15 protein-coding genes are annotated in these 19854 nt (G+C 64.5%); 4 read left to right on the top strand and 11 right to left on the bottom strand.

Annotated features, from left to right (window positions below):
• Positions 1–107: 107 nt before the first annotated feature.
• On the bottom strand, positions 108–518 hold the full coding sequence (locus HGI30_RS10600; protein ID WP_168907532.1) for a MarR family winged helix-turn-helix transcriptional regulator: 411 nt from the start codon (positions 516–518) through the stop codon (positions 108–110).
• A 197-nt stretch (positions 519–715) separates the two neighbouring features.
• On the opposite strand from HGI30_RS10600, the gene HGI30_RS10595 reads away from it, so the two are divergent.
• Both HGI30_RS10595 and asd read left to right on the top strand, forming a co-directional pair.
• Positions 716–895 (top strand): hypothetical protein, encoded by a 180-nt coding sequence (locus tag HGI30_RS10595; RefSeq protein ID WP_168905837.1) that lies wholly within the window; start codon positions 716–718, stop codon positions 893–895.
• 107 nt (positions 896–1002) lie between these two features.
• Complete coding sequence (gene asd, locus HGI30_RS10590; RefSeq protein ID WP_168907531.1) at positions 1003–2094, top strand: aspartate-semialdehyde dehydrogenase; 1092 nt, start codon at positions 1003–1005, stop codon at positions 2092–2094.
• A 140-nt stretch (positions 2095–2234) separates the two neighbouring features.
• Here asd and gyrA read toward each other — a convergent pair whose 3' ends face one another.
• The 6 genes from gyrA to purT all read right to left on the bottom strand — a co-directional run bounded on the left by gyrA (position 2235) and on the right by purT (position 11036).
• The gene (gene gyrA, locus HGI30_RS10585; protein WP_168907530.1) at positions 2235–4691 is read right to left on the bottom strand and encodes a DNA gyrase subunit A; all 2457 of its coding nucleotides are present in this window, start codon (positions 4689–4691) and stop codon (positions 2235–2237) included.
• Positions 4692–4703: 12 nt separating this feature from the next.
• Positions 4704–6683 carry a DNA topoisomerase IV subunit B gene (parE, locus tag HGI30_RS10580; RefSeq protein WP_168907529.1) on the bottom strand — a complete coding sequence of 660 codons (1980 nt, stop codon included), beginning with the start codon at positions 6681–6683 and terminating at the stop codon, positions 4704–4706.
• A 52-nt stretch (positions 6684–6735) separates the two neighbouring features.
• A complete protein-coding gene (locus HGI30_RS10575) occupies positions 6736–7722 on the bottom strand; it encodes an ABC transporter permease (RefSeq protein WP_168907528.1) in 987 nt (328 codons plus the stop codon).
• The gene (locus HGI30_RS10570) at positions 7719–8756 is read right to left on the bottom strand and encodes an ABC transporter ATP-binding protein (RefSeq protein WP_235680379.1); all 1038 of its coding nucleotides are present in this window, start codon (positions 8754–8756) and stop codon (positions 7719–7721) included. Before HGI30_RS10570 ends, HGI30_RS10575 begins: the two co-directional genes overlap by 4 nt.
• Positions 8757–8811: 55 nt before the next feature.
• Positions 8812–9633: a GDSL-type esterase/lipase family protein gene (locus tag HGI30_RS10565; RefSeq protein WP_168907526.1), complete on the bottom strand. Its 822-nt coding sequence runs from the start codon at positions 9631–9633 to the stop codon at positions 8812–8814.
• A gap of 218 nt (positions 9634–9851) precedes the next feature.
• Positions 9852–11036 (bottom strand): formate-dependent phosphoribosylglycinamide formyltransferase, encoded by a 1185-nt coding sequence (gene purT, locus HGI30_RS10560; protein WP_168907525.1) that lies wholly within the window; start codon positions 11034–11036, stop codon positions 9852–9854.
• Positions 11037–11163: 127 nt separating this feature from the next.
• On the opposite strand from purT, the gene HGI30_RS10555 reads away from it, so the two are divergent.
• Positions 11164–11481: an ArsR/SmtB family transcription factor gene (locus HGI30_RS10555; RefSeq protein ID WP_168907524.1), complete on the top strand. Its 318-nt coding sequence runs from the start codon at positions 11164–11166 to the stop codon at positions 11479–11481.
• 52 nt (positions 11482–11533) lie between these two features.
• The gene (locus HGI30_RS10550; RefSeq protein ID WP_168907523.1) at positions 11534–11968 is read left to right on the top strand and encodes an SRPBCC family protein; all 435 of its coding nucleotides are present in this window, start codon (positions 11534–11536) and stop codon (positions 11966–11968) included.
• Positions 11969–12135: 167 nt separating this feature from the next.
• On the opposite strand, the gene HGI30_RS10545 is transcribed toward HGI30_RS10550, so the two are convergent.
• The 4 genes from HGI30_RS10545 to HGI30_RS23575 all read right to left on the bottom strand — a co-directional run bounded on the left by HGI30_RS10545 (position 12136) and on the right by HGI30_RS23575 (position 19829).
• Positions 12136–13947 carry an ABC transporter ATP-binding protein gene (locus HGI30_RS10545; RefSeq protein WP_235680428.1) on the bottom strand — a complete coding sequence of 604 codons (1812 nt, stop codon included), beginning with the start codon at positions 13945–13947 and terminating at the stop codon, positions 12136–12138.
• Between the two features lie 47 nt (positions 13948–13994).
• The gene (locus HGI30_RS10540; RefSeq protein ID WP_168907521.1) at positions 13995–15770 is read right to left on the bottom strand and encodes an ABC transporter ATP-binding protein; all 1776 of its coding nucleotides are present in this window, start codon (positions 15768–15770) and stop codon (positions 13995–13997) included.
• A 364-nt stretch (positions 15771–16134) separates the two neighbouring features.
• Complete coding sequence (locus HGI30_RS23225) at positions 16135–17841, bottom strand: dynamin family protein (protein ID WP_328805285.1); 1707 nt, start codon at positions 17839–17841, stop codon at positions 16135–16137.
• Positions 17733–19829, bottom strand: coding sequence for a dynamin family protein (locus tag HGI30_RS23575; RefSeq protein ID WP_168907520.1), 2097 nt, complete (start codon positions 19827–19829; stop codon positions 17733–17735). The genes HGI30_RS23225 and HGI30_RS23575 overlap by 109 nt, the downstream gene beginning before the upstream one ends.
• Positions 19830–19854 lie beyond the last annotated feature (25 nt).

The raw sequence follows: 19854 nt of genomic DNA, 5'->3' as shown, positions 1-19854 counted from the left end.
GGAAGCCGGCTCGGCCTTTTGGCGTGCGGCTGATATAAAAGACGGCGCAGGCGATCAGCGCCCTCGCTGCCTGTCCTAGCCGCACGGGAACCGCGGCATGCAGGCGATCATCCCGCGTTGGCGACCTTGCCGAGCAGGTAGACGAGCAGCTGCTGATTATGGGAGGAGATGCGGTCGAGCGCTCCCTTGAGGAACTCCTCGCGGATCTCCACGCCCCGCTTGACCTCGTTCTCGCCGTGGCTCGTCATCTTCACCCAGACGATGCGCCGGTCGGAAGAATCGCGGCTGCGCTCGATCAAGCCGCCCTTCTCCATCCGGTCGAGCAAGGTCGTGATCGCGGCCGGCGTCGTCTGCAGGTGCTGGAGCAGCTCCGACGGCTTCATCGGCTGATGCCTTTGCAGCAGCTCGAGCACGTTCAGCTGTCCTTCCGTCAGCTGGGGAAGCAGCTGTTCCTCCAGATGATGCTTCCATTCCTTCGAAATCTTGATCCACAGCCTTGCGAAATCCTCTGTAATCAATGCCTGCACCCGCTTTCTAGAATTGATTGGCCGACAGGACAGGTCTGTCCTCTGCTAATTCCTGATTATACCATCCGACTTTGTCGAAAGAAAGGTTAATTGGATTAATAATTCTAGACCTTAATCGATCTCTTTCCGAACCATTAGACAGAGGTTGACATAGGATGCAAGAGATGAAGGCGACAGAAGGCGAAAGGGTGATCATCATGGAAGAGCACAAGGAAGCGGTGATCCGCAAAATCCGTGCTTATGGCATCATCAAGGATCCCGAGCTGCTGGAGCGCCCTGACGAGCCGGTTCCGCTATGGGTGCTGCTGGAAGCGCTCTTGCATGTGATCGACCGGCTGGAGCCTTCCGACGATCGGCCGTATGACTGAGAGGCTCCTTGCGAGCCTCTTTTTTTCGGTAAAGCATTGAACCCTTGCGGGCTTGCTTGGTATAATCATTACATTTATTCCGTTCGCATAGAGAGGGTTGAATGTCCATGACACAAAAGCTCAGAACCGGTATCGTAGGCGGAACCGGCATGGTCGGCCAGCGCTTCGTCGCCCTGCTGGACCAGCATCCTTGGTTCGAGGTGACGGCGATCGCGGCCAGCGCGAGCTCCGCCGGCAAGTCCTATGAGGAAGCGGTGCGCGGCCGCTGGAAGCTCGAATCGCCGATGCCCGAAGCCGTCAAGGCGATCCAGGTGCAGGACGCGTCCAAGGTCGAGGAGGTCGCCGCGGAGCTCGACGTGATCTTCTGCGCCGTCGACATGAAGAAACAGGAAATCCAGCAGCTCGAAGAGGCCTACGCCAAAGCCGGCGTCGCCGTCATCTCCAACAACTCCGCCCATCGCTGGACGGCCGACGTCCCGATGGTCATTCCCGAGATCAACCCGGAGCATCTGGAGGTCATCGCCTCCCAGCGCCAGCGCCTCGGCACGGAGACGGGCTTCATCGCCGTCAAGCCGAACTGCTCCATCCAGAGCTACGTTCCGATGCTGACCGCGCTCCAGGAGTTCGGGCCGAAGCAGGTCGTCGCCAGCACCTATCAGGCGATCTCCGGCGCGGGCAAGACGTTCGGCGACTGGCCGGAGATGATCGACAACGTCATACCCTACATCGGCGGAGAGGAAGAGAAGAGCGAGCAGGAGCCGCTGCGCATCTGGGGCAAGGTCGAGGACGGCGCGATCGTCAAGGCGTCCGAGCCGGCCATCACGACCCAGTGCATCCGCGTCCCGGTGGCGGACGGCCATCTGGCGACCGTTTTCGTGACCTTCGAGACCAAGCCGAGCAAGCAGGACATCCTGGACCGCTGGGCCTCCTTCAGCGGCCGTCCGCAGGAGCTCGAGCTGCCTAGCGCGCCGAAGCAGTTCATCACCTACTTCGAGGAAGACAACCGCCCGCAGACCGGCCTGGACCGGAACATCGAGAACGGCATGGGCATCAGCGCCGGACGGCTGCGGGAGGATTCGCTCTACGACTTCAAGTTCGTCGGCCTCTCGCACAACACGCTTCGCGGGGCAGCCGGCGGCGCCGTGCTGATCGCCGAGCTGCTCAAGGCCGAGGGCTACATCGTCGCCCGCCAAGCCTAGGGAGCGATTGTACGGCCCTCAACAAGCCAAAAGGGACGAAGCGGAGAACTCTCCGCTTCGTCCCTTTTGATTTTGCTGACAGGCCGGAGGCAGCCAGACGAGGCCCTCGCGGCGCTGTCCGCTGGACTGCCGCCGCCGAATCAGCCCTCCTGGCTGATTTCCGGCCGCGGGAACAGCTGCAGGACGGCGTCGTTCTTGTCGACCTGGACCATCGCGCGCCCGACCGATTTGCGGTCGTCAAGCGGCGTCTTCTCGCTCTGGAAGCGCTGCTCGCCGCCACCGGAGAGCAAGGCGCTCAGCTCGCGCGGCTCCTTGCAGTAGAAGGCGCCGACGAGCGCCGAGCCGTTCGGCTTGACCCGCTTGCCTTCCTTGAATTCGAAGGTGATGACCCCTTTGCCCCCACGGCCCTGGACCGGATAATCGGCCAGCAGGCTGCGCTTGGCATAGCCGAGGTCGCTGATGACGAGCACTTCGCCCTCGTCGTCCGGTCCGGCCTCCAGCGCGGCGGCGAGCTCGTCGCCTTCCTTGAGCTGGATGCCGCGCACGCCGCCGGCGACGCGGCCCATCAAGCTCACCTCGGCCGCCGGGAAGCGGATTGCCGCTCCCGCGCGCGAGACGAGCACGAGATGGCGCTCCCCGGCTGTCTGCAGCACCTGGATGACCTCGTCGCCTTCCGCCAGCTTGACGGCCGCGATGGCGGTCGAGCGGTTCGTCGCATAGTCCTTGAGCTCGGTCCGCTTGACCTGCCCGCGCTTCGTGAAGAAGAACAGCGACTGCCCCGGCTGCTGGATGTCCTTGACCGGCAGCACCGCGACGATGCCGTCCTCCTTCGGAATCGGGATGACGTTGACGATCGCCGTGCCCGCGTCCTTCCACTTGAAGTCCGGAATCTGGTACACCGGCAGCAGGTAGTAGCTGCCCTTGCGCGTGAAGACGAGCAGGCTGTCGATCGTATTGCACTCCAGCACATGGCGGAGCGCATCGCCTTCCTTGAGGCCGGAGGCATCCAGCTCTCCTCCGCTGCGCGCGAAGCTGAGGCGGCTCGTCCGCTTGACGTAGCCTTCGCGGCTGATCGTCACGAGCACGTCCTCGGCGCTCACCATCACCTCGAGGCCGACCTTCAGCTCCTCGACCTGGCCGCGGATTTCGGAGCGGCGGTCGATGCCGTACTTCTCGCGGATCTCCAGCAGCTCGTCCTGGATGACCTTGAGCAGCTTCTTCTCGCTGTCCAGGATGGAGCGCAGGTACTGCACGCGCTTCGCGATCTCGCGCAGCTCCTTTTCGAGCGACGTGATCTCGAGGTTGGTCAGGCGGTACAGCTGGAGCGTCAGGATCGCATCGGCCTGGCGCTCGCTGAAGCCGAACTTGGCGACGAGGTTGTCCTGCGCGTCAGACCGGTTTTTGGACGCTTTGATCGCCGCGATGACGTCATCGAGGATGTTCAGCGCCTTGACCAGTCCTTCGAGCACATGCGCGCGGTCCTCGGCCTTTTCCAGCTCATAGCGCGTGCGGAACGTGACGACTTCCTTCTGATGGTCGATGTACGCCGCCAGCATCTCCTTGACGCCGAGCTGGCGAGGAGCTTTGTTGACGATCGCGACCATATTGAAGTTGTAGGTCACCTGGAGGTCGGTCTTCTTGAGCAGGTAAGCCAGAATGCCGTCCGCATCCGCGTCCTTCTTGAGCTCCACGACGATGCGCAGGCCGTCGCGGCCGCTCTCGTCGCGCACCTCGGCGATGCCGTCGACTTTTTTCTCGAGGCGGATGTTCTCCATCGCCGTGACGAGACGCGACTTGACGACCTGGTACGGAATTTCGGTCACGACGATCATCTTCTTGCCGCCTCGCAGCTCCTCGACGGCCGTTTTCGACCGCAGGTGGATGCGGCCTTTGCCGGTCGAATAAGCGTCGCGGATGCCTTCCTCGCCCATGATGATGCCGCCCGTCGGGAAGTCCGGCCCCTTCAGGATGCCCATCAGCGCCTCGAGCGGCAGGGTGCCGTCGTTCATGAGCGCGATGCAGGCATCGATCACCTCGCGCAAGTTATGCGGAGGAATCTCGGTGGCGAAGCCGGACGAGATGCCGCTGACGCCGTTGACGAGCAGGTTCGGGTAGCGGGCCGGCAGCACGACCGGCTCCTTGGTGCTGTTGTCGAAGTTGTCCTTGAACAGCACGGTGCGCTTCTCGATGTCGCGCAGCAGCTCCATCGCGATCGGCGACAGGCGCGCCTCGGTGTAGCGCATCGCGGCCGCCGGATCGTCGTCGAGCGAGCCCCAGTTGCCGTGGCCGTCGATGAGCGTATGGCCCATCTTCCACGGCTGCGCCATCCGCACCATGCCCTCGTAGATCGAGGAGTCGCCGTGCGGATGGTAGTTGCCCATCACGTCGCCGACCGTCTTGGCCGACTTGCGGTACGGCTTGTCCGGCGTATTGCCGGCGTCGTACATCGCGTACAGGATGCGCCGCTGCACCGGCTTCAGGCCGTCGCGCACGTCAGGGATGGCGCGGTCCTGGATGATGTATTTGGAGTAGCGTCCGAACCGGTCGCCGACGACTTCCTCGAGGAATGCCGGCAGAAACTGCTCGTTCAAACTCATGAGCCTCTCCTCCTATTCCTCGTATTCCGTGAAGTCGACATTGTCGATGATCCAGCGCTTGCGCGGGTCCACCTTGTCTCCCATGAGCGTCGATACGCGCCGCTCCGCCTTGGCCGCATCGTCGATCTGCACCTGCAGCAGCGTGCGGGACTCGGGGTTCATCGTCGTCTCCCACAGCTGGTCGGGGTTCATCTCGCCGAGCCCCTTGTAGCGCTGCAGCTCGAAGCCCTTGCCCATCTCCTTGCCGTAGTTCTGCAGCTGCTCGTCGGTCCAGGCATACCGCACCGTCTGCAGCTTGCCGGTCTTGCGGGACATCTTGTAGAGCGGCGGCTGGGCGATGTAGATGCGGCCCGTGTCGATGAGCGGCTTCATGTACCGGTAGAAGAACGTCAGCAGCAGCACCTGGATGTGCGCGCCATCCGTATCGGCGTCGGTCATGATGATGATCTTGCTGTAGTTGCACTCCTCCGCCTCGAACTCCGGACCGACACCCGCGCCGATCGCGGCGATGATCGCCTTGTACTCGTCGTTCTTGAGGATGTCGGCGAGGCGGGCCTTCTCCGGATTCATCGGCTTGCCCTTGAGCGGCAGAATCGCCTGATACTTGGAGTCGCGGCCCTGCTTGGCGGAGCCGCCCGCGGAGTCGCCCTCGACGATGAACAGCTCGTTGCGAGAGGCATCCTTGGACTGCGCCGGCGTCAGCTTGCCGCCGAGATTGGACGACTCGCTGCGCTTCTTGCCGCTGCGGATCTCCTCGCGCGCCTTGCGAGCCGCTTCCCGAGCGCGCGAAGCCTGGATCGCCTTCTTGAGCAGCATCTGGCCGATCTGCGGATTCTCCTCCAGGAAGACCGCCATCTTGTCTGCGACGACGGAGTCGACCGCGCTGCGCGCGGAGCTGCTGCCGAGCTGGTCCTTCGTCTGCCCGACGAATTCGACCTCCGCCATCTTGATGTTGATGACGCACATCATCCCCTCGCGCAGGTCGCCGCCCTCGAGGTTCTTGTCCTTCTCCTTGAGAAGGCCCGCTCGCCTGGCGTAATCGTTGAGCACGCGGGTATAGGCCGTCTTGAAGCCGGTCTCGTGCGTGCCGCCCCCGCGTGTCGGGATCGAGTTGACGAAGCTGACGATCGTCTCCGTATAGCCGTCGTTGTACTGCAGCGCGACTTCGACCTCGATGTCGTCCTTCTCCGCCGCGAAGCGCACGGCCTCGTGCAGCACCGACTTCTCCTCGTTGAGGAACTCGACGAACTGCTTCGCTCCGCCCTCGTAGTAGAACACGTTCTCATGGCCGCTGCGGTCGTCGCGGATCGTCACCTTGAGCCCCGAGTTCAGGAAGGCGATCTCCTGCAGCCGGTCGCTGAGCGTATCGAAGCTCAGCGAGGTGTTGCCGTGGAATACGCGCGTATCCGGCTTGAACGTCACCTTGGTGCCGGTCTGCCGCGTATTGCCGACCACGTCGAGGCCCGTCACCGGCTCGCCGACATGCTCCTTGCCCTGGCTGTCGACCCAGTATTCGAACCGCTGCTTATGTATCTTGCCGTCGCGGAATATCTCCACCTCGAGCCATTCCGACAAGGCGTTCGTCACCGAAGCGCCGACGCCGTGCAGGCCGCCGGATTTCTTGTAGCCCCCGCCGCCGAACTTGCCCCCCGCATGCAGGATTGTGAACACGACCTGCGGCGTCGGAATGCCGCTCTTGTGCATGCCGGTCGGGATGCCTCGTCCGTTGTCATGCACGGTCACGGAGCCGTTCTTGTGCAGCGTGACGGCGATTTCCGTGCAGAACTTGGCCAGATGCTCGTCCACGGCGTTGTCGACGATCTCCCACACGAGATGGTGCAGGCCCGAGCTCGTCGTGCTGCCGATGTACATGCCCGGGCGCTTGCGCACCGCGGTCAGGCCCTCGAGAATCTGGATGTCGTCCGCTTCATAGGAAGGGCTTTTCGCCGTATTCGCCGATTCGGTTGCGTAAAGGTCCAGTTGTTCGGCCATACGCGTCCCCCTTTTCTGTTCCTTGCTGTTCCTGCCCATAACTCACGCTATTTTAATTCAAGATGTCCTGTTTCGTAAAGACGCCAAACGATACGGCGAGCGCGGCTGCCGCCCAGATGCCGAGCACCGTCAGGGAAAATCCGATGTCCATGCCTGCGATCGGAGGCGGCGTGCCCTCGAGATAGTCGGTCAGGTCGATATTTACGGAAAAGATATATTTCGCCGTCTCCCACGAGGAGGCCATGCCCGCGAGGATGCTGCCGGAGATGACCGCCGCCATCATCGTCACGATGCTCGCCGCGGTGCTGCGGACGAGCACCGACACCATCATGGACAGGATCGCGATCGTCATGCAGCTGATCCAGATGAGGCCGCTCTGCATGAGCATGTATGCCCACTGGGGAACGGCGTGCACGCCCGTCGAGTCGAACGAGGCGCCGTCGATGACGAACCCGGTGAACACCGGCATCGTCCAGCCGCCGAAGCCGAAGACGATTCCGGATATGAGATAGCATACCGCGCCGGTCGCCAGGATAGCCAGCGAAACGTACAGCGTCAAGGCGATGAGCTTGCTCATCAGGATTTTCCAGCGCCGTACCGGACGGGTCAGCAGCATCTTGATCGTGCCTCCGGTCCTCTCGCCCGACACGAGGTCGGACGAGAGCGCGAGGATGAGCAGCGGGAAGAACATCGACACGGAGCTCGCCATGAACTGGCGGGTGAACGTGGCCGCGTCCGGGCTGTTCGGATTGATGTCATGATCCAGGTAATATTGCAGCTGCTGCACCTTGATGCGGTCGTACTTCTTCCACTCCTCCGGCATGCGGTCGCTCGCGAGCGTATTTTGCAGGTCGGTGATCTGCTGCTGGATCTGGTTGCGCCAATCCTTGAAGTTGGCGGCATTCGTCTGGGATACCCGGAGCTGGGCATAGGTGAACAGCGGCACGAGCACCAGCAGGATTAGAAGGATAACATAGAACCGCTTCTTTTTCCAAATTTTCAGCGTCTCGTTCTGCACGAGCGGAAGCATCCCCTTCACCTGGCCTCCACCTCCGTCAGCCTCAAGAACAGCTCCTCGAGCGTCGGAGCGACGCGCTGCACCGCTTCGATGCCGATGCCTCGCCGCACGAGCAGCTCCACGACATCCGGGAGCGCCTCATCGTCCACGGTCGTCACGATCGCTCCGGGAAGATGCGCGAGCGCGCTCTCGTCGACCCGATGCTCGTCCTCGCCGTACAGCCGGACGGACGGCTGCTCCGCGAGCAATGCTCTCGCCTCCTCCTGACGATCGGTCTGCCACATGACGTAGCTCGCGGCCTGCCCGACGAGCTCGTCCACCCGGCCGACCGAGAGCACCCGGCCTTCGCTGATGATCGCGACGCGGTCGCACATGAGCTGGATCTCGCTCAGAAGATGGCTGGAGATGAACAGGCTGAGGCCGGTTTCCGACAGCATGCGGATGAATTCCCGCAGCTCCTTGATGCCCTTCGGGTCCAAACCGTTGGTCGGCTCGTCCAGAATGAGCAGCTTGGGGCTTCCGAGCAGCGCCTGCGCGATGCCGAGCCGCTGCCTCATGCCGAGCGAGTATGTGCGCACCTTGTCGTGGATGCGATCCTCCAGACGGACGATCGCAACGACTTCGCGGATGCGGTCCTCGCCGATGCCCGGCTGCATGCGGGCGAACTGTTCGAGGTTCTCCCAGCCGGTGAGGTAAGGGTACATCTCCGGATTCTCCACGATGCAGCCGACCTCGGCCAGAGCTTTCTCCGGATCGCGGCCGAGATCGTGTCCGCCGATCCGAATCTCGCCTTCGGTCGGCTTGATGAGGTCGACGAGCATGCGGATCGTCGTCGTCTTGCCGGAGCCGTTCGGTCCCAGGAAGCCGAAAATCTCGCCGGGATACACTTGGAAGCCGACTTCATGGATGATCCATTTTCGGCGGATTTTCTTTTTCAGGCCGCGCACGTCCAGCACGGGCTCGCCGGAGGCGACGCCCGCTTGCGGAGCGGCGCTCCGCGCGGCGGCCGAAGGGCGGGACGGGGTCCTTTTGCGAACGGGGTAATCAATCGTCATGCAGGTCCTCTCCTTTTGTCTCTCGCTCATCTGGCCCGACAGGGACGGACATCCGTCAGGTCAGCGCCTGCACGATGCGCTGCGCGATGCGCGCGTAGCCGTCCTGATTGGGGTGGAAATGATCGGACGCCATATAGGCGGCCGAGCGCTGCTGGAACAAATCCATGACGGGGACGAGCACCGCATGCTCGTCCTCGGCGAGAATGCGGTACGCCTCGTCGTTCCATTTCTGGACGGCCGCGCTGCCTTCGCGCAGATCCGCGATGTCGTAGAAAGGATTGTACAGGCCGGCATAGACGAGCGTGGCCTTGGGATTGACCGCGCGAATTCGCTCGACGATGCTTTTGAGCGATGCTGCGGCTGCCGGAATCTGGGCCTCGATCTCGTCCAGCGGGATGTCGCCTCCGCCGCCTTCGTCCCTCGCCTCCAGCACGGGACGGAACAGGTCGTTGCCGCCGATCGTCAGCAGGATCAGGTTGGCCTGCCGGATCGGATTGTCGAGGCCTCGGTCCTCGGCCAGCATCTTGTCGAGCTCCGCCGCGGTCAAGCCGCTTACGGCCAGATTGTTGATCTGCTGCACCGGCTTGCCGGTCGCGGCCTCCAGCTGCTCGAGCACCGGCTTGACATAGCCGCGGCCGCTGTTGTCTCCTACCCCCTTGGTCAAGGAATCCCCGAGCGCCGTCACGAGGATCTCGTCCGCCTGCAGGTATTCGCCTCCGGACCGGGCCTCTGCCGGAGCCTGGCGCGCCGTCTGCTGCACGGAAGGCGTGACGACGAGCATGTCGCGCATGGCGAAGGCGAACCCGCCTGCGAGCAGCAGCGTCGAGGCGAGCGCCGCCGTACCCACGACCCGCCATAATATGCCGGATGACTTCATCTTTCTTCGGCTCCCCTTGCTCGAATTTGAATTGTGAACATTTGGTATAGCATCATCTACTAAAAATAAGGCTTGCGACAAGTTTTTGCAAATGATGCGGTCCGCAATCCCTTCGGCGCGTCTGTTCCCTCAGCAGCGAATCGCGGAGCCGCCGGACGAGGGCCGAATCGAGCGTCGGGCGCGCACGAAAAAAGCAGGCCGCGTCGGCCTGCTCCCCCTTATCCATCGTATCGAATCGACAAGCACTCCGCCGCCTGGCGAGCCGCGGCCCGCGCGGACTCGGCATCCGGACCGGAGGCGAGGGCGACGGCCATGCGTCGGCCTTTGCGCGTCTCCGGCTTGCCGAATACGCGCACCTGCGCGCTCGGTACGGCGAGCGCCTGCTCCAGCCCTTCGACGGCGAACGAGCGGCTGTCGCGAGCAGCCTTGAGCGTGCGGCTCGCGCCTGGCGACAGCAGCCGGACGCCTGGGATCGGAAGGCCGAGGATGGCGCGGACATGCAGCGCGAACTCGGACAGGTCCTGCGTCGCCATCGTCACCATGCCGGTATCATGCGGCCGCGGCGACACCTCGCTGAACAGGACGCCGTCCTCCGTCAAGAACAGCTCGACGCCGTACAGCCCCCATCCCCCGAGCGCTTCGGTGATGGCCAGCGCGATCCGCTCGGCCTCGCGCAGCTGCGCTTCGCTCATCGCATGCGGCTGCCACGACTCGATGTAGTCGCCGTCCTGCTGCACATGTCCGATCGGAGGGCAGAACGCCGTCCCTGAGACGGAACGAACCGTCAGCAGCGTAATCTCGGACTCGAAGCGCACGAAGCCTTCGACGATGACCCGTTTTTTCTTGGCCCTGCCGCCCTCCATCGCGTAGTTCCAGCAGCTCTCGATCTCCGCCTCGGAACGGCAGACGCTCTGGCCCTTGCCCGAGGAGCTCATGATCGGCTTGACGACGCATGGCAGGCCGAGCTCCAGCACGGCGGCCCGCATCTCCTCCAGCGAATCGGCAAAGCGGTACGATGCGGTCGGCAGCCGAAGCGTCTCCGCCGCCAGCCGCCGGATGCCCTCGCGATCCATCGTCAGCCGCGCGGCTCGCGCCGTAGGCACCACCTTGAAGCCTTCCTGCTCCAGCTCGACGAGCGTGCCCGTGGCGATCGCTTCGATCTCCGGCACGATCAGATCCGGCTTTTCCTGCAGGATCAGCCCGCGCAGCCGCTCCGGGTCCAGCATGTCGATCACATGCGAGCGATGCGCCACCTGCATCGCGGGAGCGTTGGCATAACGGTCGACAGCGACCGTCTCCACGCCGAGCCGCTGCGCTTCGAGGACGACCTCCTTGCCGAGCTCTCCGGAGCCCAGCAGCAGCAGCTTGCGCGCCCCTTCAGACAGCGGCGGTCCATACGACATTTCAGTTCCCCCTGTTCCCATTTTCCGGTACATGATCCCTATCATTTTGGACGCTGTCTATTGAAAAATCAAGCGAACACAAGCGTTTTCCTTGACAGATATATTCCTCCGGAAGTATGTTTAGGGCATGAAATCGATCCTTCAAGCGCTGGCCGAGCCGAATCGGCTGCTGATCGTCGAGCTGCTCCGCTCCGGCCCGCTCACGGTGGGGGAGATCGCGGAGCGGCTCTCCCTCAATCAGCCGCAGACATCCAAGCATCTCAAGGTGCTGAGCGAGGCCGGGCTGCTGCTGGTGGAAGCTTCAGCCAACCGCCGCATCTATCGGCTCGCGCCGAAGCCTTTCCAGGAGCTCGAAGCCTGGGCTTCCTCGTTCCGCCGAGACTGGGAAGAGCGGATGGACCGGCTTGACGGATACCTGCAGCGGCTTCAGCAGTCCCCCGATTGACGTCGGCATCTTTCGTCCGCATCGTTCCTTTCCAATTCAAGGAGGCCATGCCATGACCGATTCTTCCGAGCTTGGCCTGACCCGCCATTTCCGCGCCTCGCGCGAAGCCGTCTTCCAAGCCTTCACGCAATCGGACCGCTTCCTCGAATGGTGGGGGCCAGCCGGCTTCGAGACGACGGCGATCGCCGCCCGCATCGAGCCCGGCGGCCGCTTCCATTACCGCCAGACCTCGCCTGAAGGGCAGACGCTGTGGGGGGTGCTTCAATTCAAGGAGATCGAGAGTCCGGGGCGGCTCGTCTTCACCAACGCCTTTTCCGACGAGGAAGGACGGATTGCGCGAGCCTTCTTCGACGAGAACTGGCCTTTGCTCATCCGCAACACGATCGTGCTCGACGAGGAGGACGGCGGAACGCGCCTTAGGATGACCGGCAGCCCCGCGAGCCTACGCCGGAGGAAGCTGCGTTGTTCCGCGCCTCCTCCAGCATGATCGAGCAAGGCTTTGGCGGCACGTTCGATCGCCTCGACGCCTTCTTGTCCGCCTCATCGTAAAGGGACTTCAACACGTCTTCGAACCGCAAGCTGCCGCATGCCGAAAAAAGCTGGCCTGCCCGTCCTTTCCAGGACGGGCAGGCCAGCTTTTTGTCTTGCCCCGCATCAGGCGCTGAGGAACCGGTACTGCGCCTCGATGAGGCCGTGGTACGTGCCTCCGTGGCGCATGAGCGCGTCATGGTCGCCTTGCTCCACGATGCGGCCATGGTCCAGCACGACGATGTTGTCGCAATGGCGGATCGTCGAGAGCCGATGCGCGATGATGAACGACGTGCGTCCGGCCAGGAGCGTCTTGAGCGCCTCCTGGATCTTCAGCTCGGTCTCCGTGTCGATGCTGGCCGTCGCCTCGTCGAGGATGAGGATCGCCGGATCGGCGAGCAGCGCGCGGGCGAAGCTGAGCAGCTGCCTCTGGCCCATCGAGAGCACGTTGCCGCGCTCCTGCACCTCGGTGTCGTAGCCGTCGGGCAGCGAGACGATGAACTCATGCGCGTTGACCGCGCGGGCGGCCATCTCGACCTCCTCGTCGGTCGCGGTCAGCCGCCCGAAGCGGATGTTGTCGCGGATCGTGCCGGAGAAGATGAACGTGTCCTGCAGCACGATGCCGACCTGCGAGCGCAGGCTCTCGATCGTCACGTCGCGGATGTCCTGGCCGTCGATGCGGACGGCGCCCTCCACGGGATCGTAGAACCGGCAGAGCAGGTTGATGATCGTGCTCTTCCCCGAGCCGGTATGGCCGACGAGGGCGACCGACTGGCCGGCCTTCACCTCCAGCGAGATGCCCTTGAGCGCCGGGCGGCCTTTCTCGTACTCGAAGACGATGCGGTCGAACGACACGTCGCCCTTGATGCCGGTCAGCATGCGCGCCCGGCCGCTCTCCTTGACGGTCGGCTCCTCGTCGATGAACTCGAAGATCCGCTCGGAGGAAGCCATCGCGACGAGCAGCTGGTTGTACATCTGGCCGAGCCGGTTGATCGGGTCCCAGAAGTTGCCGATGTAGTTGGCGAAGCCGACGAGCAGGCCGACGGTGATGACGTTCGTCTGCAGCAGATGCGAGCCGTACCAGAACAGGATGAGCGTGCCGATCGCCGCCGTCACCTCGATGATCGGGCCGAACGTCTGGTTGAGCGCGGACGCGCGGTCCCAGCTTTTCTTGTTGATCGTGTTCATATGGTCGAAGAACTGGTAGTTCTCCTTCTCCTGGACGTACGCCTGCGTCACCTTCATCCCTTGGATCGCCTCGTTGAGATGGGAATTGATGCGCGACTGCTTGATGCGCACGTCCTGCCAGGCGAAGCGGATGCGCTTGCGGAGCGTGCCCGAGACGATGAACATGAGCGGCACCGTCACCATGACGGCGATGCCGAGCTGGAAGTTCCAGATCAGCAGGATCGCGGCGATGCCGATCAGCTGGATGCAGTCCATGAGCAGGTTGACGACGCCGTTCGTGAACAGGTCCTGCAGCGAGTTGACGTCGTTGGTGACGCGCACGAGCACGGAGCCTGCCGGCCGCTTGTCGAAAAAGCGGAAGCTGAGCTTCTGGATATGCTCGAACAGCTGCTGGCGCAGATCGTAGATGACCTTCTGGCCGATAACGTTCGTGTACTTGATGCGGATCGTGTTGGCGGCCCACTGGACGACGTACAGGCCGAGCATGATGCCGCCGTAGGTCAGCAGCAGGCCCTTGTCCCCGCCGCCCTTGTCGATGGCCTCGTCGATCGCCAGGATGATGACGGCCGGAGCGGCCAGCCGCGTCAGCGTGCCGAGCAGCATCATGACGACCATCGGCACGAGCTGCTTGCGGTAAGGCTTCATATAGGAGAGCAGGCGCAGGACCTGCTTCCAGTTGAACGGCTTCTCGATGACCTCGTCATCGGTATACTTGAAGCGCTGGCGCTGAGCCTGCGCGGCCTCCTGCATGGAGGCGTCGAGGCCGGTCGCGGCCGGCCCTTTTGCGCTGCGTGCCATCAGGCGGTTCCTCCCTTGCCCAGCGCGGGCTCGTCGTCCTGCTGAGGACGGTCGGCGTACTGGATGTTGTAGACGTCGCGGTACGGTCCGCTCTGGCGGATGAGCGACGCGTGCTTGCCCCGCTGGACGATGCGGCCCTTGTCGAGCACGAGAATCTCGTCGGCGTCCTTGAGCGAGCTGATTCGGTGGGCGATGATGAACGTCGTGCGTCCCTTCATCAGCTCCTTGAAGCCGGCTTGGATCTCATGCTCCGTCTCCATGTCGACCGCGCTTGTCGCGTCGTCGAGCACGAGGATATGCGGGTTCCGGATCAAGGCGCGCGCGATCGCGATGCGCTGCTTCTGGCCGCCGGAGAGGCCCATGCCCCGCTCGCCGACCAGCGTGTCGTAGCCGAGCGGCAGCTCCATAATGAAGTCATGCGCCTTGGCCAGCTTGGCCGCGCGCTCGATCTCCTCGATCGTCGCGTCCTTGTCGGCGTAGGCGATGTTGTCGCGGATCGAGGCGGAGAACAGGAACGTTTCCTGGAATACGGTCGCGATCTGGCTGCGCAGGCTGTGCACGTCGAGCTGGCGGATGTCGAGTCCGTCCACGGAAATCTTGCCCTGCTTGACGTTGTAGGCGTGCATGAGCAGCTGGATGATCGTGCTCTTGCCGGAGCCGGTGCCGCCGAGCAGGCCGATGACGGTGCCCGGAGGCGCGTCGAAGCTGATGTCCACTACGGCCGGCTCCTTGTCCGCGTAATTGAACGTGACGTTCTCGAAGCGGACATGCCCTTTGACATGGTCTTTGTCGAGCACGACGGCGTCGGGTACGCTTTTCACATGCACGAACTGGTTCAGCAGCTCCAGCACCCGCTCGCCGGACGCCTTGGACTGCGTGTAGTTGTTGATATGGAAGCCGATGCCCCACATCGGGCCGATGATGTACCAGATGAGGCTGAAGAACGCGACCAGCTCGCCGAGCGTCAGATGCTGGTCGATGACGCGCATGCCGCCGAAGATCAGCAGGATGACGACGCTTACGTTGGCCAGCAGCTCCATCAGCGGGAAGTATCGGGCCCAGATCGTCGCCGCGCCGACCTGGTTCGTCTGATATTCCGCGCTGCGCGCCGAGAATTTCTCGACCTCGTGGGACTCGCGCGCGAACGACTTGACCGTGCGGACGCCGGTGATGTTTTCCTGGACGGCCGTCGTCATGTGGCTGAGCGCCTGGCGCATCTCGCGGAACGCCGGATGGATGTTTTTCTCGAAGCGCACGGCGGTGAAGGCCAGGAAGGGAATCGCGACGAGCGTAACGAGCGTCAGCTGCCAGTCCATCGTCAGCATCATGATGCCGCCGAACAGGATCATGAGGAAGACGTTGAGCACTTGCGCGAAGCCGAAGCCGATGAACTGGCGGATCGCCTCCAGATCGGCCGTCAGGCGGCTCATCAAGTCGCCCGTCTTGGCCGTGTCGTAATACGGATAGCTCAGTTCCTGCAGCTTGGCGTAGCTGGCGTTCCGCAGCCGATAGGCGACCCGGTTGCCGAGCCGGCCGCCGAAAAAGCCGCTCAGGAAGTTCATGAAGCCTTTCAGCGAGACCACGAAGACGACGGCCAGCGACAGCAGCGGCACCGGCTCCCAGTTTTGCGGCTTGACGACGTCATCGATCAGGTACCGCAGCAGGTTCGGATAGACCAGTCCGAGCGCGGTAGCTGCGGCCAGGCAGAGGATGGACGCGAAGATGAATTTCCGCTCCACCCAGTAGTAAGGCTTGAGTTGCCTGAAAACCTCCAAGTTTGCTCTCTCCCCCGTTAGTTAGGTTTTAGTTCCGATTTCAGTGCTGACATGGACGTATGTTATCAGCATCCTCCAGGGGCGGCAAACGCCATCAGCGGCCATATTCAGCACTCTGCTCCGCTAAAAGGGAAGAAACGGAGCGTGAGGGGGATTATTCTCTTTTTCCTCGATGAATCGTCACGTTTGCGACACATTTGCGCGTTTTTATCTGTTTCAGAAGAAAAGGAGAAAAAAAATTTTACCCCGCTTTGAAATCCGCTCGCACAGGCAGGCCCAGGAAGCGCAAAAAAAGATGTCCTCTCCGCCGCGCAAGGCGGCTCGGAAGGACATCCTCTTTGGGTTGGACCGGAGGCGGCTTGGATCAGCCCGCCTCGCGAAGCAGCTCTGCGAGACGCCGCTCGAGCCCGCGCAGGGAATCGAGGCTCCCGCCATCGCGCATCGAGCCGAGGCGGCCGTCCAGCTCGCGCTGGAACGACAGGCGCAGCGCTTCGGCCGCCGCGGCGAGGCCGGATTCGAGGCCGAAGCGGTAGTGGGCAAGCCACTGCGCCGCTGCATCTTCCATCCAGTGGCGGATTTCCGGGGAGATCGTCTCCTCCAGCTCCTCGCGCAGCGCCTTCTTGCCTTCTCCCTCGAAGAAGGAGCGCGGGCTGCGGAACAGGCTCTGCAGCCGCTTGGGCTGCACGGAGACGGACTGCCATGCGGCCGGCTCCGGCGGAGCGGCGAATCCCGGCGCTTCCCACGGCGGCGCCTGGAAGCCCGGCAGCAGCACGGCCAGCCTTGCCGCCGCCGCTTCCGCACGGACGCGGATCAGCGCGGAGGCGGCCGTCTCGAGCCGCAGCGTCGTCGCGAGCAGCTCCTGGCTCAGCTCCAGCTGGAGCAGCCGCTGCAGCTCGAGCCAGGACGTCCAGACCGCCTTCTTCAGGTCGCGGCCGTCGTCCTGCAGGCTCGACGGATTGAAGGCATAGTTGAAGAAGTCCCCGAAGCCGTACCGGATCCGCTGCTGGATATAGTGGAACAGCTCGCGCAGCTCCTTCTCCAGCTCGGCCGCAGGAGGCGCGTCGGCGATGACGGCGGCGGCGTCCGCGGCAGGGACGCGCAGCTCCTCGAGCCGCTCGCGCTCGCGGCGCCGCGTGTCGGCATCGCCCTCCGCCGCTTGGATCCAGCCGCGGATCGTATGCGCGGCGCGCTCCAGCTCGCCGTCTGCCGCCTGCACGGCCAGCCGGCCCAGCTCGCCGCGCGTGAAGCCGAGGAAGCTCTGCTCGAAGGCCGGGATGCCCGAAGCCTCGAGCGCCGCCTCGTGCGCTCCTTGCTTGCCTTTGAGCCCGAGCAGGCTCGACACCGGAAACAGGCGCGGTCGGCGGATGCCGTGCTGCAGCAGGTTCGATTCGACATGCTTCAGCACGTCGTCCAGCTCCTCCGGCGATGCGGCGAGGTCGGCAGCATTGACGAGGAAGAACATCTTGTCGAGCTCGAACTGATCCTTGACCCGCCCCAGCTGCATCAGGAATTGCCGGTCCGCCTGCGAGAACGCATGGTTGTAGTACGTGACGAACAAAATCGCGTCGGCGTTCTTGATGTAGTTGAAGGCGACGCCGGTATGGCGGGCGTTCACCGAATCCGCGCCCGGCGTGTCGACGAGCACGATGCCCTGGTCCGTCAGCGGCGAGCTGTAGAACAGCTCGATCTCGCGCACGAAGCAGGAGCGGCTCTCTTCCGCGACGTAGCGGCGGTACTCCTCTTCTCCGACGCGCAGTACCTCGCCGAGCTGCGGCGCCAGCTCGTCCCAGCCGGCCTCGGCCGCCTTGAGGAAGCTGTAATGCGGCCGCCCGGCGGCATGGATGCCGTCCGGTCGGAGCGCGGCGATCCGCTTCAGCACCTCCCGCTCGGAGATGCCGGAGGCGTCCTCGCCGAGCAGCGACAGCGAGAAGCGCAGATCGTCCAGCATCGCCTCGCGGCCTTTCATGCTGACGCGGGCCGTGCCGTGCGGCTGCTCCTCCGTCGGCGCGAGAATGCGGTTGATCGCCGCGGTCGTCGGATTCGGCGACACGGGCAGCGCCCGCTCGCCGATGAGCGCGTTGGCGAGCGAGGACTTGCCCGCGCTGAACGCGCCGAACAGCGCGATCGTGAAGCGGCTCGCGCCGAGGCGCTCGGCGCGGGCGCGCATCGCCTCCGCCGCCGCGGCCAGCGCCGGCTCCGGCGCGAGCAGCTCCGCCGCCGCGCGCAGGCGCGCGGCGGCCGCACGCTGCGGCGCGAGCGCGCCTGCGGCGGCTGCGCCGGCGGCCGCTGCGGCGCGGCGCGCGCCTGCGGCCGGCGCCGAGGCGGCCGCAGGCTCCGGCGCGGCGGCGCTGCCGCGGCCTGCGGAGGCTGCTGCTGCGGCGTCGCGCGCCTGCGGCGCGCCGGCAGCGCCGGACGCGCGGGCGCCGCAGGCAGCAGCGCCTGCGCGCGCGCCTCGCGCTGCGCGGCGGCCTCGCCGAGCGCGGCGAGGCCCGCGAGCGCCGCAGCCTGGCCGCCGAGCGCGGCCAGCTCGGCGCGCGCCGCCTCGGCCGCTGCGACGTAGCGCGGCCGCGCGGCAGCCGCGAGCGACGCGGCCGCATCATAGGCGCCGCGCTTCAGCTGCGCCTTGATCTGCGCGGCGGCATCGCGGCAGTAGACGATCGTGTACTCGCCCCCGAACACGGCGCCGCCGCTCACCTGCGCCGCCAGCCAAGCGGCATCGGGCCGCCAGGCGAGCGCCGACTCGAGGCCGCTTTCCCACTGCTGGCGCTCCGGTCCCTGCAGCCCTTCGCGATCCGCCGCCTTGCGCAGCAGATCGGCCAGATGCCAGACGGCCTCCGCCTGCACCTGACGGCCGAGCTCCTCCTCGAACGCCGTAGCGCGCCGCTCCTGCTCCGCCGCCGTCTTGGCCGCAGCGAACAGCAGGCCCGTCTTGAACCCCGGCTTGCGGCTCTCCAGGAACAAGGCGGCGATGTCCCGGGTGGCCGCCGGCATCAGGTTGGCGTTGTCGAGAATCTTGCCGATGTCCGCCTGCAGCGAAGCCTCCAGCGCTTGCGGACCCCTCACCGCTCCGTCCGCGGCCTGCTCCAGCTCCCGCATCGCGGCTTCGAGGCCGGCACGCTCCTCCTCCGGTCCGGCCTCAAGCCCGAGCCGCTCCCGCTCGGCTTCTTCGCCTTCCAGCCGCTGCTTCAGCCAGCTGCGGGCGAGATGGCGGAGCGAGGCATGCACGCTCCAGACGGCCAGCTCCGAGTGCTGCCCCTCCAGCTCCGCGAGCAGCCGCTTGAGCTCGTCGAACTGGCTCTGCGGATGGTCCGGCTCGCGCAGCGACAGATAGAGCGTGCCCGCCGGCTCCAGATGCCAGCTGCGGAACGCCTCTTCCACGCTGCGCTTGTACTCGGCGAACGGAAGCTCCTCTTCGCGATGCTTGTCGATCTGATTGACGATCAGATAGAGCGGCTTGCCCCAGTCCTTCAGCCCTTTGGCGAACTCGAAGTTGATCTCCGACTGGACATGGTTGTAGTCCATCACGTAGAACACGACATCGGCCAGATGCAGCGCCGACTCGGTCGCCATCCGGTGAGCGTCGTCGGTCGAGTCGATGCCCGGCGTATCGAGCAGCGTCGTCTGCCGGCCGAAGCCGGTCGCCGGGTAGATCAGATCGACGCTGCGGAAGACCTCCCCGTTCTTGCAATAGTCCTCCAGCCGCAGCGGGTCGGCCTCGATCGTCCGCTCCTCCCCGTCCACGACCGCCTGGATGACCGCCCGCGCCGGCTCTCCCGACGCGATCGTCACGACGTTGGCGCTGGTCGGAATCGGGCTGGACGGCAGCAGCCGCACGCCGCACAGCGCGTTGACGAGCGTCGACTTGCCCGCCGAGAAATGGCCGCAGAACGCGACCGACAGCCGTCCGGCCTCCAGCTTCTCCTCCAGCTGGCGGGCTCTTCCCGCCAGCTCCTGTTCACCCTGCTCGCGAAGCAAGGCAGCCAGCTTCTCCGCCGATCGGCCGAGCTGCTCGGCTTCCTCCTGGCCTTTGCGCAACGTTGCTGCTTCCCCATGAGCCATGTCGCCATTCTCCTCTCCGCTTCGC

Origin of the sequence: Paenibacillus albicereus (assembly GCF_012676905.1) — a bacterium.
Classification (GTDB): domain Bacteria; phylum Bacillota; class Bacilli; order Paenibacillales; family Paenibacillaceae; genus Paenibacillus_O; species Paenibacillus_O albicereus.
The sequence above is the reverse complement of the archived record's forward strand: the minus strand, read 5'-3'. Positions and strand labels throughout refer to the sequence as shown.